This window comes from Streptomyces sp. NPDC052012 (assembly GCF_040689265.1).
Classification (GTDB): Bacteria; Actinomycetota; Actinomycetes; order Streptomycetales; family Streptomycetaceae; genus Streptomyces.
The window spans coordinates 15,945-31,666 of record NZ_JBFAXA010000009.1; the positions used below are offsets into that span (position 1 = coordinate 15,945).

Here is a 15,722-nt window from a genome sequence, read left to right on the forward strand (position 1 = left end):
CGACCATGACTGACACCGCTGCCCCGGTCCGGCGGACCTGGCAGGCTCCGGGAGAGCTGCACCCCGACGACCGCCGTGAGTTCGGCGCGATGCTGCGCTACTGCCTGGACGGCACCGCCGGGGGTGACATCCGGCTGGAGCCGGTGCCCCGGATCGAGTTCGGCGCCGCGGACGAGGCGCAGGCCGACCGTGTCGAGCGGCTGCTCGGCGAGGCGTTCAAGCGGTTCGCGGGCGCTGCGCAGCGGCCCGAGCGGACCCGCCTGGACCGCTGGGACCTGGCGGCCGAGCCCGCGCCGCCCGCGGACCCCGGCCCGCTCGGCGACACCCCGGCGGACGGCCGTATCGGCCCCGGCCTGTTCGTCAGCGGCCCGCGCAACGCGCTGCTCGTCCGCGCCCTGGAACGGCTGCTCGGGCAGATCGCCGGCCGGCTCGGTGCCGCCGAGTACACGGTGCCCGCGCTGCTGCCCTGGACCACCCTGGAGAAGGCCGGCTACACCGGCAACTTCCCGCAGCACATCACCGCCGCCGGAGTCGTGCGCCCCGACCTGGACGCGCTCGACCGCTTCGGCAGCGCGACCGATCAGGCGGGCCGCGTGGCCGAGCTGGAGTTCACCTCGGTCGCTCTCGCACCCGCCGTGTGCCTGGGGCTGTTCGAACGGTTCCAGGGCGCGCGCCTGACGGAGCCGCTGACGGTCACGGCGACGGGGCAGTGCAGCCGCTACGAGGGCAGGACCACCGCGGACACCTCGCCGACCCGCCGCTGGTCGTTCAGCATGCGCGAGATCGTGTACATCGGTGACCGGCCGGCGGCCCGCGCCTTCCACGCGCGGGTCCTGGAGGAGCTGCTCTCGCTCGCCGACAGCCTGGGCCTGCCGTGCAAGGTGCAGCCCGCCTCGGACCCGTTCTTCACCAAGGCCCGCCCTCAACTGGCCCAGTACCAGGCGGCCATGGACGTGAAGTACGAGCTGGTGGGGCGGATGGCGCACGACGGCTCGGGCGTCGCGGTCTCCTCGCTCAACTACCACAACCAGCACTTCGGCAAGGGCTTCGACATCACCTTCGACGGCCACCCGGGCTTCTCCGTGTGCTGGGCCTTCGGCCTCGAACGCTGGGCGGAATGGCTCGGCGGCTACCTCCCCGACGACCCGACCGACTGGCCGCCCCGGTTGCGCGAGCACTGCTGACGCGGGCACTGCGAGGGAAGGCGGGGGCGGGTGCGCGAACGGGGGAGCGCGAGTGAAGGCGGGGGCCCGGATGAAGGCGAGGTCGCGAGCGAACGCCGGGGCACGGGCCCGCTGCCGCTGAAGCCGCCGCTCGACGACGGATCCGGCCTGCTGCGGGCCCTCCGCGCACTGCGCCCCGTCGTCGAGGGAGCCGACCCACGCCCCGCGTCCGTCGGCCCCGGGCTTGCGCTCGGGCTCGGGCTTGCCGCGGTGACGGAACCGGGGCTGGGGCCGGCCGGTCCGGTCGAGGAGCGGCTGTGTGCTGCTCTGCCGTCCGGGCGGAGCCTGGAGTTCCTTGCCGGGCGGCGTGCCCTGCGTCGGGCCCTGGGGCGAGCCGGGCTGCCCGTGGCCGGGGAGATTCCGTACCAGGCGGACGGAGTACGGCCCGAGCTGCCGCCGGGCAGCGTCGGCTCGCTCAGCCACTCCGGCGGCGTGGCCGTCGCGCTGGCCGCCCCGGCCGCCCGCTGCGCCGCACTCGGCGTCGACCTGGAACGCCACCCGCTGCCGCTGTCCGCCGCCCGCGTGGTGCTCGGTGGCGACGAACAGCTCCTTCCGCACGGCGAGCTCGAGGGGCGCGAACGCCTTCTGCGGGAGCTGTTCTCCGCGAAGGAGTCCGCGTTCAAGGCGCTGTACGGGTTGCTACCGCCGCCGCGGCGGCCCACGACCCTGCGCGGGATCGCGGTCCGTCCCGTGCCCGGGGGATGGACCGCCTGGGCGCGCGGATGCCCGGAGCGGGTGCTGCACGTGAACGCCCGCTGGGCGGTCGGCGCGGTCCTGACCTGGACCGTCACCGACCGCCCGCCGGACGGGACCGGCTGATCCGGTACCACCCGGTGCCGGATCAGCGCCAGGCGTCCTGGAAGCTCCGCCGGGCGCGGTGCAGCCGGGAGCGCACCGTACCGACGGGCAGGGAGAGCACCCGTGCCGCCTCCCGCTCCTCGAGGCCGTACACCGCGCGCAGCGTGAGGATGTCCCGCTGGTGCGAGGGCAGCCGCTCGAGGACGTCGGCTATGGCGACCCCGAGCGAGGGGTCGGCCGCGGACGGCTGGTCGGTCAGTTCGGTGGTCGCGGCCTGTCCCGCGCGACGCGCGACCCGCGCGGCCTCCCGTACCGACACGGCGCGCACCCAGCCGTAGAACGCCGCGGGCTCGCGGAGGGTGCGCAGCCCGCGGAACACCGCGAGCAGGGATTCCTGTACCGCCTCGGGCCGGTGGGTGGCGTCCACCGAGGAGCACAGCCGTCGTACGAACGGCGTGATGTGCAGCAGCAGATCGTTCAGCGCGCGGCGGTTGCCCGCCTGGGCGCTCAGGATCAGCTTGTCGACTGGTTGGGCCATGGCCGTGTTGTTCATTCCCCCGCCTTTTGTGCTCGGCGCACTTGCCGCTGAATTACCGGGGATGGTGAAAGGCCCGCGACGCGGATACCGAAAGACGCGCCGTGCTCGATCCCCGTGGTTCCCAGGTTAGTGACGAAGATCCACAGGGCGCAGTAATAAGCACTGGCTGGCTTCCGCCATGGCGAAACCTCGCCACCGGACCGGTCGCCGAATGTGACGCATTTCCTGTGACCCGAGTGACCTGGCTCTCACCCGCCTCGCGCGGCGGCCAGGCCCCCGCCCCGCTCCCGACCTGTGGCGTCACAAGATCGCTCGAACCTCGAAATGAGCCTGCCCGGCGAATCGAGGTGCCGTTAGAGTGCCCACCGTGCGACAGGAGCAGTAGCACCAAAAAACTCATTCACCGGGGGACGGTCTTGTGAGAAAGGGTGAATCAGGCGCGGATGCGCAGGCGTCCGAGGTCTCACGACTCGCTGTTTATATGGAGTTGCGAGAACGCGGGGATTCCGATCCGGAAGAGCTGACCGACAGTTTCGGATTGTCGCGCTCCGAGGCGCGTGCGACCTGGGCCTCGCTGCGCCGTCTCGGGCTGGTGAACTGGCCGACCGAGTCGGGCGACCGCGTCGTACCGGTGGATCCGGGATTCGCGTTGCTGCGGGCGCTCCGGCGGCAGCAGGATCTGGCGCAGCGCAGCCTGGAGAAGTCCCGCCAGATGCACGAGGTGCTGGAGACGCTGCTGGAGGTCTACCTCCCGGCGACCGGTTCGTCGCAGTCCCGCGTCGAGGTCACCTCCGTCAGCACCGTGGACGAGATGGTGCAGGCGCTGTACGACGTGACCGACTCGGCGCGCTCCACCCTGCGCACGGCCTACGCGGAGAGCGCGCTCCCCGTCCGGCTGCGCCGCAGGCTCGGCCCGCTCCGGCAGCGGATGTTCGACCGGGGCATCCGGATCCGCTCGATCCGGCTCCGCCGCGACTCCGTCTCGCCGGGCTCCTACGACACCTTCAGCCGCCTGGCCGCACAGAACGTGGACCTGAGGCTCGCCTCGGTCATCCCGCTGAACATGCTGATCGTCGACTCCGACTTCGCCGTGCTGTCCTCGTCGGCGGGCGAGCCGGGCACCCAACTCACCATCCACAGCCCGGTGCTGGTGAACGCGTTCGCCGCGGTGTTCGAGCACACCTGGCGCGGGGCGACCCCGTTCTCGCCGGACGGCGAGCGTTCCCCGTCCGGTCTCTCCCACGAGCAGCGCACCCTGGCGCAGCTGCTGGCCGACGGCATGAAGGACGAGGCGATCGCGCGTACCCTCGGGGTCTCGCCACGCACCGTCAGCCGGCTGATCGCCGACCTGATGCAACAGCTCGGTGCCACCAGCCGCTTCGCGGCGGGCGTCCGCGCCGCCCAGTACGGCCTGCTCGCCACCGACCGCCCCCGGCACGTCGACCCGCCGCACGATCCGGACCCCGGCCCCTGATCGCCGCACGCCCCGCGCACCGCGGGTCCCGGAGCGGGAGGTTCCGCCGCGTCGGCGCACGGGTTCCGCCCCCTCGGCCGCCCCACGACCTGCGACACTGGTACGCCACGACCGCGCTCAAGCGGCATGATCTAGCGTTTCCGCAGGTCGGAGGGGTGGTTACGGTATGTGCGGACGGTATGCGGCGAGTCGCAGGCCCGAGGATCTCGCAGGGATCTTCGAGATAGAGAAGTGGGAGCCTCAGGAGGCACTCGAGCCCGACTACAACGTGGCCCCCACCAAGGAGGTCTACGCCGTCCTGGACCGCCCCCTGAAGGACACCCCCGACCCACGGCCGGTCCGGCAGCTGCGCAAGCTGAAGTGGGGCCTCGTCCCCTCCTGGGCGAAGACGCCCGAGGGCGGCGCGCGGATGATCAACGCCCGCGCGGAGACGGTCCACGAGAAGCCGTCGTACCGCCGTGCCTTCGCCACCCGGCGCTGCATCCTGCCCGCCGACGGCTACTACGAGTGGGTCACCGGCACCCAGGAGCGGGACCTGGAGGTCGAGGGCAAGCGCAAGCGGCCCCGCAAGCAGCCGTACTTCGTGACGCCGGCGGACGGCTCGGTGTTCGCGATGGCAGGGCTGTACGAGTTCTGGCGGGACCGCACACTGCCCGACGACCACCCGCTGGCCTGGTGGGCGACCTGCTCGGTCATCACCACCGAGGCGGAGCGGACCCCGCTCGCCGTGGCCCCGGAGGAGGGGCCGCGGGCGCTCGCCGACATCCACCCGCGGATGCCGCTGATGCTCACCCCGGACCGCTGGGACGCCTGGCTCGACCCGGCCCGCACGGACCCCGACGACCTGCGCGAACTGCTCGCCCCGCCGCCCGCCGGACTGATGCGCGCCTTCCCGGTCGGCACGGCGGTCAGCAACGTCCGCAACAACGGACCGGAGCTGCTGAAGGAGCTGCCGGCCCCCGAGGAGGGCACACTCTTCTGATGTGACCACCGCTTCGGATGTGACCATCGAGACCGTCGGCACGGACGCCGGCCCCGCCCGCATCACCTGGCACGCCGCCACGACGAAGCCCCGCCTCGTCCTCGCCGCGAGCCACGGCGCCGGCGGCGGCATCGAGGCCCGGGACCTGAGGAGACTCGCCGCCGTGCTGCCCGCGCACGGCGTCACCGTGGCCCTGGTCGAGCAGCCCTGGCGCGTGGCCGGCAAGAAGGTCGCCCCCGCTCCGAAGACGCTGGATGCCGGCTGGCGCGGGATCTGGCCGGCGCTGACCGCCCCCGGCCTGCCGGTGATCTCCGGCGGACGCAGCGCCGGGGCCCGCGTCGCCTGCCGCACCGCCCGTGAGCTGGGCGCCCGCGCCGTGCTCGCCCTGAGCTTCCCGCTGCACCCGCCGGGCAAGCCGGAGAAGTCCCGCGCCGGGGAACTGCTCGGAGCCGGGGTGCCCACGCTCGTCGTGCAGGGCGGCAACGACCCGTTCGGCCGACCCGAGGAGTTCCCCGACGGGTCGTACGACCTGGTGGAGGTGCCGTACGGCGATCACGGCTTCGCGGTGCCGAAACGGGCGGACCTCACCCAGGAGGAGGCCCTGGCGGTGGTCACGGACGCGGTGGTGAGGTGGACCGGCTCACTCGGGTGACGGCCCGGGAATGCCCGGACGGCCCCCGCTGTTGGAGCGGACGTATGTGCCGGCCGCAGGCACAGCAGCCGTGAGAGAGGGAGTCCGCCGCATGGGTTCGATCCAATGCCCTAGCCGCACCACTCGCGCCGACCTGGACTGGACGGTGCTGCACGCGGCCAGGACCGCCCCTATTCGGGCGGCGGGCGGACCGGATCGTCGTCTATCCTCCGATTCGGGTGGGGCCGGCCTCGGTCTCACGACAACTCTGGAGGAGGTGGGTCCGGTTCCCGGTACCGACGCAGGGACCGAACACGGCCAGGCGGAGCAGCCCGAGGGCCAGGGCGGCACGGGTGCGGAGTCGACCGCCGAGCGCAGTGCGCGCTTCGAGCGGGACGCGCTCGAGTTCCTCGACCAGATGTACTCGGCCGCGCTGCGCATGACGCGCAACCCGGCCGACGCCGAGGATCTGGTGCAGGAGACCTACGCCAAGGCGTACGCGTCGTTCCACCAGTTCCGCGAGGGCACCAACCTCAAGGCGTGGCTGTACCGGATCCTCACCAACACCTTCATCAACTCCTACCGCAAGAAGCAGCGCGAGCCGCAGCGCAGCGCCGCGGAGGACATCGAGGACTGGCAGCTCGCCCGCGCCGAGTCGCACATGTCGACCGGGCTGCGCTCCGCGGAGTCGCAGGCGCTGGACCACCTGCCCGACTCGGACGTGAAGGAAGCGCTCCAGGCGATCCCCGAGGAGTTCCGCATCGCCGTGTATCTCGCCGATGTCGAGGGCTTTGCCTACAAGGAGATCGCGGACATCATGGGGACACCCATCGGTACGGTGATGTCCCGGCTGCACCGTGGCCGCCGTCAGCTGCGCGGCATGCTGGAGGACTACGCCCGCGACCGCGGACTGGTCCCGGCCGGCGCCGGAGAGTCGAACGAAGCGAAAGGCTCGGGGTCATGAGCTGCGGAGAGCCGCACGAGACGGATTGCAGCGAAATCCTCGATCATCTCTACGAGTTCCTCGACCGTGAGATGCCGGACTCGGACTGCGTGAAGTTCGAGCACCACTTCGAGGAATGCTCGCCGTGCCTGGAGAAGTACGGCCTCGAGCAGGCCGTGAAGAAGCTCGTGAAGCGGTGCTGCGGGCATGACGACGTGCCGGGCGACCTGCGCTCCAAGGTCATGGGCCGGATCGAGCTGATCCGCTCCGGCCAGGCGGTGCCCGACCAGGACGTCACGGCGTCACCGGCCACACCGGCCACACCCCAGGAGTCCTGACGCCCCTGGCGTCACTCGTACGTGCTAATCCGCGGGTTATCGGCCCGCGGAGGCACCCTCCGCCGTCCTAGGCTCCGGAACCTGACAGGCGGCGGGCCGAGGGCGGCCCGCACGGTCGGGGAGGGGCTCATGGAGGCGTTACCGGCACGAGCCCGCGTCTGCGTGGCGGGTGTCGCCCTCTTGGCACTGCTCTGCCTCCTGCCGCTCCCGATACCGGCCGCTCCCACCTGGTGGTGGCCGGCCGCCCTGCTCGCGGCGCTCTACGCCGGCTGCGAGCGGCTCGCCCGGTCGGCCCCCATCGGTGCCGCCAACCCCGGCGGCACCTTCTACCCCGTGCTGCTGGCCGGGGCCTTTCTGCTGCCGCCGCACGCCGCCGCGCTGGTCGCGCTGCCCGGGGCCCTGCTCGCCCCGGTGGACCAGCGGCCGTTCCTGCCCCGGCGGATCTGGCGGGCCGGTCAGCTGGTCCTCGCCGTGTGGGCCGCGAGCCGGGTCCACCGGGCGGTGGGCGGCCGGGAGGCGGTCGCCGACTGCGACATGCCCGCGGCACTCGGCGCCGCCGGCGCCGCGGTTCTGGCGTTCAGCCTGGTGCTGACCCTCCTGGACTGCGCCATCCTCACGCTGACCTCCGGCGCACCGCTGCGGCGCACGCGGCGCACGTCCGGCCCCACGGCCTGGTGGCGGCTCTTCCCGAGGTCCCTCGCGCCGCTCACCGTGCACGGACTCGCCGGACTGATGATGGCGCTGCTGTGGCGGAGTCCCTACGGCCCCGTGGCCGCGCTGCTGGTGCTGCTGCCGATGGGCGTCTCGTGGTGGGCCTTCGCCCAGTACCACCGCGAGCGGGCCGCTCACCAGGCGACGATCCGGGCCCTGGTCCAGGCCGTCGACATCAAGGACGGCTACACGCGCGGGCACAGCGAACGCGTCGGACAGGCCTCCATGATGATCGCCCGCGAACTGGGCATGGACGACGAACGCGTCGAGGTACTGCGCTTCGCGGGCATCCTGCACGACGTCGGCAAGCTCGGCGTGCCCACCCGGCTGCTCACCAAGGACGGGCCGCTGACCCCCGAGGAGCGGCGGGTGATCGAACTGCACCCCGAGTACGGGCACGAGATGGTGCGGGGCATCGCCTTCCTCGGCGAGGCCCGCGCGGCGGTGCTGCACCACCACGAACGCCTGGACGGCACCGGCTACCCCTACGGGCTGGCAGGCAACCAGATCCCGGAGTCGGCACGGGTGGTGGCCGTCGCCGACGCCTTCGACGCGATGACCTCCACCCGCTCCTACAGCCGGGCCCGCCCCGTGCCCGTGGCGCTGGAGGAGCTCCAGCGGTGTGCCGGGGCCCACTTCGACCCGCGGATGGTGGCCGCCCTGGTCCGGGTGATCGGACGGCTCGGCTGGCATCCCGCCGTGACCGCCGACGACGCGCCGTCCGCCCTCGTGCCCCCGCCCGCCACGCCGGTCACCGACCGGCCCGGAGCGCGCCGATGACCCAGCGCCCCCGCCTGCACACCGTCGTGCACGGGGCAGCCGCCGTCCTCGCGGGCGGCTGCCTCGGCGCCACCCTGTGGAACGGCGTCGAGGACCGCGGCACAGCCCTCGCCTTCGGAGTTCTCGTCGCCGTCGGCGAGCTCACCCGGCGGGGCCGCACGCACATCCGCCAGGCCGCACCGCTGGCCGCCGCGGGATCCCTGGCGTACGCGCTGCTCGGCGGGGGCGGGGGGCACCCCACGGCGCACGGCGCCGCCCAGGTCGTCACCGTGGTGCTCGCGGCGTCCCTGCTCGGCAGCGTGCCGCACGTCGGACGCGGCCACGGGCCCACCCTCGACCACCTGGCACGTCGCGTCCTCACCGTCGGCTTCGTCGCCGTCTGCTTCCAGCCCCTGTACCACCGGGGGGCGTTCGACGCATGGGGCGGGCCCGCCTACGCGCTGCTGCTGCTCTCCCTGCTGTCCCTGACCGCGCTGTGCGACGCCGTGCTCGCCGCCGCGCTGGCCCACTCCCGTCACGGGTGGCCCTTCGGGCCGGTGCTGCGCGACGAACTGCGCGCGGTGCCCGGCATCGGTGCCGCGGTCATCGCGACCGGAGCGGTGATGGCGCTCGCGGTCGCCGTGGTGGGACTGTGGGCGCTGCCCGTCTTCTCCGTACCGCTGCTGCTGGCCCAGCTGTCCCACCGGCGCTACGCCGCCGTCCGCGCCACCTACCGGCAGACCATCGCCTCCCTGGCGCGCGCCACCGAGATCGCCGGATACACCCCGGCCGGGCACGCCCGCCGCGTCGCCGCGCTCAGCCAGGCGGTCGGCCGGGACCTGGGGCTGACCGAGCCGGAGCTGACCGTGCTGGAGTACGCCGCCCTCATGCACGACATCGGCCAGCTCAGCCTCGTCGACCCGGTGCCCGCGGGCGCCACCGCCGGCCTGCCGCGCACCGAGCAGCGGCGGATCGCTCTGCTGGGCGGCGCCGTCGTACGCCAGACCGGGGTGGACCCGCAGGTCGCCCGGATCGTCGAACAACAGGCCGACCCCCACCGGGATCAGCCGCTCGCCGCGCGGATCGTCCGGGCGGTGAACGCGTACGAGGAGAAGTCCCGGGAAGGAGGCCCCGGCGGGCCGCTCACCGCGCTGGAGGAGCTGCGGCTCGGCGCCGCCGGTGAGTACGCGCCGGAGGTGGTCGAGTCGCTGGCCCGCGTGCTGTCGCGGAACACGGAGGTGATGCGTGAGCCGAGGGGCTGAGCGTGGCGAGGGCCACGCATGAGACGGCGGGAGACACGGTCTGACCCCGGCCCGGGCTGGGTAACCCATGGGTAATGAGCGCCCTTGTGGCCGTACGTGGTTGGATGCGAAGAAGAGGGTGTCCGGGGGCGCAGCAAGGAACAGCCAGCCCACCGCACGGAACTGGCAGGCGGGAATCGTGAGGATCTTCGGCAAGGGACGGCACCGGCCCTCCGCCTCCTGGCGGCAGGCCACGGACCGCGCGTTCACGCTCATCGGCGACGGCCGTTACGAGGACGCCGGCGCACTGCTGACACGTGCCGCCGATCTGGAGCCCTGGCTGTCGGAGTCCTGGTTCAATCTCGCGCTGCTGCACAAGTTCCGGCACGACTGGGAGCAGGCGCGGGCCGCGGGCCTCAGGGCGGTGGCCCTGCTCGACCGGGACACCGGGGCGCCCGACTGGTGGAACGTCGGCATCGCCGCGACCGCCCTGCAGGACTGGCCGCTGGCCCGCCGCGCCTGGCAGGCCTACGGGCTGAAGGTGCCCGGCGCCGCCACGGACTCCGGTGAGCCGCTCGGCATGGACCTGGGCAGTGCGGCCGTGCGGCTGTCACCGGAGGGTGAGGCCGAGGTCGTGTGGGGGCGGCGGCTGGACCCGGCCAGGATCGAGGTGCTGTCGATCCCGCTGCCGTCCTCGGGGCGGCGCTGGGGCGAGGTCGTCCTGCACGACGGGGTGCCGCACGGGGAGCGCAGCACCGCCGCGGGCCACACCTACCCGGTGTTCGACGAGATCGAGCTGTGGGCGCCCTCGCCCGTGCCGACGTGGGTGGTGCTGCTGGAGGCGGCGAGCGAGGCCGACCGGGACGCGCTGGAGCAGCTGGCCGCGGACGCCGGGTTCGCGGCGGAGGACTGGTCGTCGTCGGTGAGGCTGCTGTGCCGGATGTGCTCGGAGTCGCGGATGCCGTCCGACGAGGGGGAGGGTGAGCACCTCGACCCGCACGATCACAGCGAGCCGGGGCATCCCGGGCCGCTGGGACACCGGACGGACGGGCAGCTGTGGGTGCCGGAGCGGGAGTGCGGGGTGGCTGCGCCGGCCGCGCTGGTCCGTGGGCTGCTGGACGGATGGGTCGCGGACAGTCCGGACTCCAGGGATTGGCGGGATCTCGAAGAGGTCTGCTAGGTACTTCGCCGACTGCGGGGGCGTGGGGGCCTGTCGCGCCCACGCGGCGGAAGCCGCATATCAGACACAGCCCCGCACCCCTGAAGGGGCGCTTGCACGTACCCTGTATCAGCACTGAAACCCCCGTTTTTGCTAGGAAGGCTTACGTCGGCATGGCTCAGCAGGACACCGATCAGCAGCGCGTGGGCGTGCTCCCCGTCGACGACGAGGGGTATGTCATCGACACGGAGGACTGCGAGGAGCGTGAGGCCGCCTACCGTGAGCGGGGGACCTCCCGTCCGATCACGGTCGTAGGGAACCCGGTGCTGCACAAGGAGTGCAAGGACGTCACGGAGTTCGACGACGAGCTGCTGAAGCTGGTGGACGACATGTTCGCCAGCCAGCGCACCGCCGAGGGCGTGGGCCTGGCCGCCAATCAGATCGGCGTCGATCTGAAGGTGTTCGTCTACGACTGCCCGGACGACGAGGGCGTGCGCCATGTCGGCGTGGTGTGCAACCCGAAGCTGGTCGAACTGCCCGCCGAGAAGCGCCGGCTGGACGACAGCAACGAGGGCTGTCTGTCCGTGCCGACCGCGTACGCGCCGCTGGCCCGGCCGGACTACGCCGAGGTGACGGGGCAGGACGAGCGGGGCAACCCGATCAAGGTGCGCGGCACCGGGTACTTCGCGCGCTGTTTGCAGCACGAGACCGATCACCTCTACGGCTACCTGTACATCGACCGGCTGTCGAAGCGTGAACGCAAGGACGCGCTGCGGCAGATGGCCGAGAACGAGCCCCGCTACCCCGTCGTGGCGAACGACTGATCTTCTCGAACCGTACGCGAACGGCGTCCGATCGGGCCTGCTGCCCGGCCGGACGCCGTTCGTGTGTTCGTCACACGTTCGATCCCCTGCTGCCGTCTACTGATCCAGAATCAGACACACAAGGGGAGATTCTCGGCATCCAGGGGTAGTGAAAGAAGCAAATCCGTTCCCAGAACGGTCAGTTGTGGTGCTGAATGGATGTACGTGGATGCGCAACACCGGCGTACGCCCGGCACGGGGGACGGGTGCACGTCAACTGGCGGCTGAGAGGGGATTGTTCGTGCATGCTTTGTCACACGGCACCACATCGGCACCGAGCGCCATCGCAGTTCCACCGTCGCTGTCTCTCCCGTTGATCGAGGCGGCGTTTCCGCGCCGACTCCATCCGTATTGGCCGACGCTCCAGGAGAACACCCGTGCGTGGCTGCTCGAAAAACGGCTCATGCCGGCGGACAAGGTCGCGGAATATGCCGACGGACTGTGCTACACCGACCTCATGGCGGGCTACTACATAGGCGCCGCCGACGAGGTCCTGCAGGCGATAGCCGACTACAGCGCGTGGTTCTTCGTCTGGGACGACCGGCACGACCGCGACATCGTGCACGGCCGCCCCACCGCCTGGCGGCGGCTGAAGGACCTGCTGCACACCGCCCTCGACCGTCCCGGGGACCACCTGGGTCACACCGACCCACTGGTGGCGGGCTTCTCGGACAGTGTGCTGCGGCTGTACGCCTTCCTGCCCGGCAGCTGGAACGACCGGTTCGCCGGGCACTTCCACGAGGTGATCGAGGCCTACGACCGCGAATTCCACAACCGTACGCACGGGGTGGTTCCCACGGTCGGGGAATACCTCGAACTGCGCCGGCTCACCTTCGCACACTGGATATGGACCGATCTCCTGGAACCGAGCGCGGGGCATGAACTCCCCGTGGCGGTACGGGAGAACCCGGCGTATGCACGGGCGGCACTGCTCAGTCAGGAATTCGCCGCCTGGTACAACGACCTCTGCTCGCTGCCGAAGGAAATAGCGGGCAATGAGGTCCACAATCTCGGAATCAGTCTCATCACCCACGAGGGGCTGACGCTCGAGGAGGCGATCGTCGAAGTCCGGCGCCGCGTCGAGGAATGCATCACCGCATTCCTCGACGCGGAGAGCGACGCATTACGGTTCGCCGACACGCTCGACGACGGCACGGTGGGCGGAAAGGAACTGAGCGGCGCCGTGCGAGCCTGCCTCGGCAATATGCGGAACTGGTTCAGCTCCGTCTACTGGTTCCATCACGAGTCCGGCCGGTACATGGTCGACAGCTGGGACGACCGGTCCACGCCCCCGTACGTCAACAACGAAGCGGCAGGTGAGAAATGACCGTCGAGTCCGTCAAGCCCGAAACATCCGAAGCACCCGAAGCACCCGGAGTGTCCGGAGTAACCGAACTGCGCGAGCCGCCGGTGGCGGGCGGAGGTGTCCCCGTCCTGGGCCACGGCTGGAAGCTGGTCCGCGACCCGCTGGCGTTCCTGGCACAGCTGCGCGACCACGGCGACGTCGTACGGCTGCGGCTCGGCCCCAAGACGGTGTACGCCGTCACCACGCCGGCCCTGACGGGGGCGGTGGCGCTGAGCCCCGACTACATCATCGCCGGGCCGCTGTGGGAGTCCCTGGAGAGCCTGCTGGGCAAGGAGGGCGTGGCCACCGCCAACGGGCCGCTGCACCGGCGCCAGCGGCGGACCATCCAGCCCGCGTTCCGGCTCGACGCGATCCCCGCGTACGGGCCGATCATGGCGGAGGAGGCGTACGCGCTCGTGGAGCGCTGGCGCTCCGGCGAGGTCCTGGACGTCACCGCCGAGTCCTTCCGGGTGGCCGTGCGGGTCGCCGCCCGCTGTCTGATGCGCGGCAGCTACATGGACGCCCGGGCGGAGCGGATCTGCGCCTCCCTCGCCACGCTGTTCAGCGGTATGTACCAACGCATGGTGGTCCCGCTCGGACCGCTTTATCGGGTGCCGCTTCCGGCCAACCGGGAATTCAACCGGGCGCTGGCCGATCTGCACCTCCTGGTCGACGAGATCGTCGCCGACCGCCGGGCAAGCGGTCAAAAGCCGGACGATTTGCTGACGGCTTTGCTGGAGGCGACGGACGAGAATGGCGAGCCCATCGGGGAACAGGAGATCCACGACCAGGTCATCGCGATACTCACCCCCGGCAGCGAAACCGTCGGATCAGTGATCATGTCGTTGCTCCTGGTTCTCACCGAACACCCGGAGCTGGGCGACAGGATCCGCGACGAGGTGAAAGCCGTCGTGGGTGACCGCCCGGTCGCATTCGAGGACGTCCGGAAGCTGACGTACACCGCGAATGTGGTCACCGAGACCATGCGGCTGTATCCGGCCGTATGGATATTGACGCGCCGGGCGGTGGCCGACACGGAACTCGGCGGATACCGCATTCCCAAGGGCGCGGACCTCATCTACAGCCCGTACGCCATCCAGCGCGACCGGCGCTCCTACGAGCGGCACGAGGAGTTCGACCCCGACCGCTGGCTCCCGGAGCGGTCCAAGGAGGTGCCCAAGTACGCGATGAGCCCGTTCAGCGTGGGCAACCGGAAGTGTCCGAGCGACCACTTCTCGATGGCCGAGCTCACGCTCATCACCGCGGCGATCGCCTCCGCCTTCCGGTTCGAGCACGCACCCGGTTCGGACACGCGGCCCCGGATCGGCATCACCCTCCGGCCGCGGCGGCTGATGCTGCGGGCGCTGCCCCGCTGACCGGCAGCGCGCGGCGCGCGTTCAGGCGGCCTCAGGGCCCCTGAACGTGCGCCGGTAGGTCTGCGGGGTGGTGCCCACGGCCCGCACGAAGTGGTGGCGCAGCGCCGCCGCGTTGCCGAAGCCGGTGCGGCTCGCGATCGCGTCCACCGTCTCGTCCGTCCCCTCCAGCAGACGCTGGGCGAGCAGCACGCGCTGGCGCAGGATCCAGCGGTAGGGCGTGGTGCCGGTCTCCTGCTGGAAGCGGCGGGCGAAGGTGCGCGGCGACATGTGGGCGCGGGCGGCGAGCTGCTCGACGGTGACCTCCTCGTCGAGGTGCTGCTCCATCCACACCAGCACCTCGGCCACGGTGTCGCCGCCGGGCTGCGGCAGCGGGCGCTCGATGTACTGGGCCTGGCCGCCGTCGCGGTGCGGCGGCACCACCATCCGCCGGGCGATCTTGTTGGCGACCTCCGGGCCCTGCTCCTTGCGGACCAGATGCAGGCACGCGTCGATCCCGGCGGCGGTGCCGGCGGAGGTGATCACCGGGTCCTCGTCCACGTAGAGCACGTCGGGCTCGACTTTCAGATGCGGATACTGCCTGGTCAGCGCCTCGGCATGACGCCAGTGGGCGGCGGCCCGGCGACCGTCGAGCAGCCCGGCCGCGGCGAGCACGAAGACCCCGGAACAGACGCTGAGGACCCGGGCACCCCGGTCCACCGCCCGGCGCAGGGCGTCCAGCAGTTCGGGCGGGAACTCCCGGGCCTCGTAGCAGGACCCGGCCGGCACGGCGATGAGGTCGGCCTCCTCCAGCCGCTCCGGACCGTGTTCGACGTGCAGGGCGAAGCCCGTGTTGCTGCGCAGCACGGGGCCTTCGGCCGACGCGACGGCGAAGTCGTAGACGGGCAGGCCGTCGTCGCTGCGGTCGGTGCCGAAGACCTCGCAGACGACGCCGAGTTCGAAGGGGTTCACACCGTCGAGGAGGACGGCGGCCACGTTCTGGAGCATGCCTCCAGTGTGCCTCGCTGTTGGCAGGAAATCGAGGGTGTGCGGCAGTCCTGCCACTGTTTGTAAGGAGTGTCAGGCGCGACAGTGGTGTCCATGGATACGGCACACATGGAAGCACTGATCGGAATGCTCGTCGTTCTCGGACTGCTCGTCCTGATGGTCCTCCCCGCTGTGATCGGCATCGTGCACGACCGGCGGATCGACCGGCAGCTCAGGCGGGCCGAGACCGCCAGGGACACGACACGGGCCACCTCCCGTGCCCCAGCCGGACGGCCGGCGCACCGCGGCGCCACCTCGCACCACACCGCGCGGGCGGCGTGAGACGAGGTGGCAGCCGAGCGGACGCCGACCGGACGG

The 15,722-nt window shown here is 71.7% G+C and carries 16 protein-coding genes; 14 read left to right on the top strand and 2 right to left on the bottom strand.

Translation table 11 applies throughout. The features are described 5' to 3' along the window. The first annotated feature begins 5 nt into the window (after positions 1-5). Both AB0412_RS17345 and AB0412_RS17350 read left to right on the top strand, forming a co-directional pair. Positions 6-1,184, top strand: a complete 1,179-nt coding sequence (locus AB0412_RS17345; protein ID WP_366403416.1) for a hypothetical protein — start codon at positions 6-8, stop codon at positions 1,182-1,184. Positions 1,185-1,214: 30 nt separating this feature from the next. Further along, a complete protein-coding gene (locus AB0412_RS17350) occupies positions 1,215-2,042 on the top strand; it encodes a 4'-phosphopantetheinyl transferase superfamily protein (RefSeq protein ID WP_366403417.1) in 828 nt (275 codons plus the stop codon). A 22-nt stretch (positions 2,043-2,064) separates the two neighbouring features. On the opposite strand, the gene AB0412_RS17355 is transcribed toward AB0412_RS17350, so the two are convergent. Continuing rightward, positions 2,065-2,559: an RNA polymerase sigma factor gene (locus AB0412_RS17355; RefSeq protein ID WP_366403418.1), complete on the bottom strand. Its 495-nt coding sequence runs from the start codon at positions 2,557-2,559 to the stop codon at positions 2,065-2,067. A gap of 538 nt (positions 2,560-3,097) precedes the next feature. On the opposite strand from AB0412_RS17355, the gene AB0412_RS17360 reads away from it, so the two are divergent. The 11 genes from AB0412_RS17360 (at position 3,098) to AB0412_RS17410 (ending at position 14,381) form a co-directional block, all read left to right on the top strand. After that, on the top strand, positions 3,098-4,033 hold the full coding sequence (locus AB0412_RS17360) for a helix-turn-helix transcriptional regulator (RefSeq protein ID WP_366403419.1): 936 nt from the start codon (positions 3,098-3,100) through the stop codon (positions 4,031-4,033). Between the two features lie 166 nt (positions 4,034-4,199). Beyond that, the gene (locus AB0412_RS17365) at positions 4,200-5,015 is read left to right on the top strand and encodes an SOS response-associated peptidase (protein WP_366403420.1); all 816 of its coding nucleotides are present in this window, start codon (positions 4,200-4,202) and stop codon (positions 5,013-5,015) included. 1 nt (position 5,016) lies between these two features. Continuing rightward, positions 5,017-5,667: an alpha/beta family hydrolase gene (locus AB0412_RS17370; RefSeq protein WP_366403421.1), complete on the top strand. Its 651-nt coding sequence runs from the start codon at positions 5,017-5,019 to the stop codon at positions 5,665-5,667. Positions 5,668-5,923: 256 nt separating this feature from the next. Then, entirely contained in the window at positions 5,924-6,610 is a 687-nt protein-coding gene (gene sigR / locus AB0412_RS17375) for an RNA polymerase sigma factor SigR (protein WP_366403422.1), read from the top strand. Further along, positions 6,607-6,927 (top strand): mycothiol system anti-sigma-R factor, encoded by a 321-nt coding sequence (rsrA, locus tag AB0412_RS17380; protein ID WP_366403423.1) that lies wholly within the window; start codon positions 6,607-6,609, stop codon positions 6,925-6,927. Before sigR ends, rsrA begins: the two co-directional genes overlap by 4 nt. A gap of 129 nt (positions 6,928-7,056) precedes the next feature. Beyond that, positions 7,057-8,418 carry an HD-GYP domain-containing protein gene (locus tag AB0412_RS17385; protein WP_366403424.1) on the top strand — a complete coding sequence of 454 codons (1,362 nt, stop codon included), beginning with the start codon at positions 7,057-7,059 and terminating at the stop codon, positions 8,416-8,418. Further along, the gene (locus AB0412_RS17390) at positions 8,415-9,659 is read left to right on the top strand and encodes an HD domain-containing protein (RefSeq protein ID WP_366403425.1); all 1,245 of its coding nucleotides are present in this window, start codon (positions 8,415-8,417) and stop codon (positions 9,657-9,659) included. Before AB0412_RS17385 ends, AB0412_RS17390 begins: the two co-directional genes overlap by 4 nt. A 178-nt stretch (positions 9,660-9,837) precedes the next feature. Further along, positions 9,838-10,818, top strand: coding sequence for a hypothetical protein (locus AB0412_RS17395; protein WP_260827441.1), 981 nt, complete (start codon positions 9,838-9,840; stop codon positions 10,816-10,818). A gap of 152 nt (positions 10,819-10,970) precedes the next feature. Next, on the top strand, positions 10,971-11,621 hold the full coding sequence (gene def, locus AB0412_RS17400) for a peptide deformylase (protein WP_366403426.1): 651 nt from the start codon (positions 10,971-10,973) through the stop codon (positions 11,619-11,621). 280 nt (positions 11,622-11,901) lie between these two features. Next, positions 11,902-12,987, top strand: a complete 1,086-nt coding sequence (gene cyc1, locus AB0412_RS17405) for an epi-isozizaene synthase (RefSeq protein ID WP_366403580.1) — start codon at positions 11,902-11,904, stop codon at positions 12,985-12,987. Continuing rightward, entirely contained in the window at positions 12,984-14,381 is a 1,398-nt protein-coding gene (locus AB0412_RS17410) for a cytochrome P450 (RefSeq protein ID WP_366403427.1), read from the top strand. Before cyc1 ends, AB0412_RS17410 begins: the two co-directional genes overlap by 4 nt. A gap of 21 nt (positions 14,382-14,402) precedes the next feature. Here AB0412_RS17410 and AB0412_RS17415 read toward each other — a convergent pair whose 3' ends face one another. Continuing rightward, complete coding sequence (locus AB0412_RS17415) at positions 14,403-15,365, bottom strand: helix-turn-helix domain-containing protein (protein WP_366403428.1); 963 nt, start codon at positions 15,363-15,365, stop codon at positions 14,403-14,405. A gap of 93 nt (positions 15,366-15,458) precedes the next feature. On the opposite strand from AB0412_RS17415, the gene AB0412_RS17420 reads away from it, so the two are divergent. Continuing rightward, positions 15,459-15,686 carry a hypothetical protein gene (locus AB0412_RS17420; RefSeq protein WP_366403429.1) on the top strand — a complete coding sequence of 76 codons (228 nt, stop codon included), beginning with the start codon at positions 15,459-15,461 and terminating at the stop codon, positions 15,684-15,686. Positions 15,687-15,722: the final 36 nt, after the last annotated feature.

Excerpts from the sequence above, each read along its gene's own strand:
- AB0412_RS17345 (WP_366403416.1), top strand. The coding sequence starts at position 6 with ATGACTGACACCGCTGCCCCGGTCCGGCGGACCTGGCAGGCTCCGGGA.
- AB0412_RS17355 (WP_366403418.1), bottom strand. The coding sequence starts at position 2,559 with ATGGCCCAACCAGTCGACAAGCTGATCCTGAGCGCCCAGGCGGGCAAC.
- AB0412_RS17365 (WP_366403420.1), top strand. The coding sequence starts at position 4,200 with ATGTGCGGACGGTATGCGGCGAGTCGCAGGCCCGAGGATCTCGCAGGG.
- rsrA (WP_366403423.1), top strand. The coding sequence starts at position 6,607 with ATGAGCTGCGGAGAGCCGCACGAGACGGATTGCAGCGAAATCCTCGAT.
- AB0412_RS17385 (WP_366403424.1), top strand. The coding sequence starts at position 7,057 with ATGGAGGCGTTACCGGCACGAGCCCGCGTCTGCGTGGCGGGTGTCGCC.
- AB0412_RS17390 (WP_366403425.1), top strand. The coding sequence starts at position 8,415 with ATGACCCAGCGCCCCCGCCTGCACACCGTCGTGCACGGGGCAGCCGCC.
- def (WP_366403426.1), top strand. The coding sequence starts at position 10,971 with ATGGCTCAGCAGGACACCGATCAGCAGCGCGTGGGCGTGCTCCCCGTC.
- AB0412_RS17410 (WP_366403427.1), top strand. The coding sequence starts at position 12,984 with ATGACCGTCGAGTCCGTCAAGCCCGAAACATCCGAAGCACCCGAAGCA.
- AB0412_RS17415 (WP_366403428.1), bottom strand. The coding sequence starts at position 15,365 with ATGCTCCAGAACGTGGCCGCCGTCCTCCTCGACGGTGTGAACCCCTTC.
- AB0412_RS17420 (WP_366403429.1), top strand. The coding sequence starts at position 15,459 with ATGGATACGGCACACATGGAAGCACTGATCGGAATGCTCGTCGTTCTC.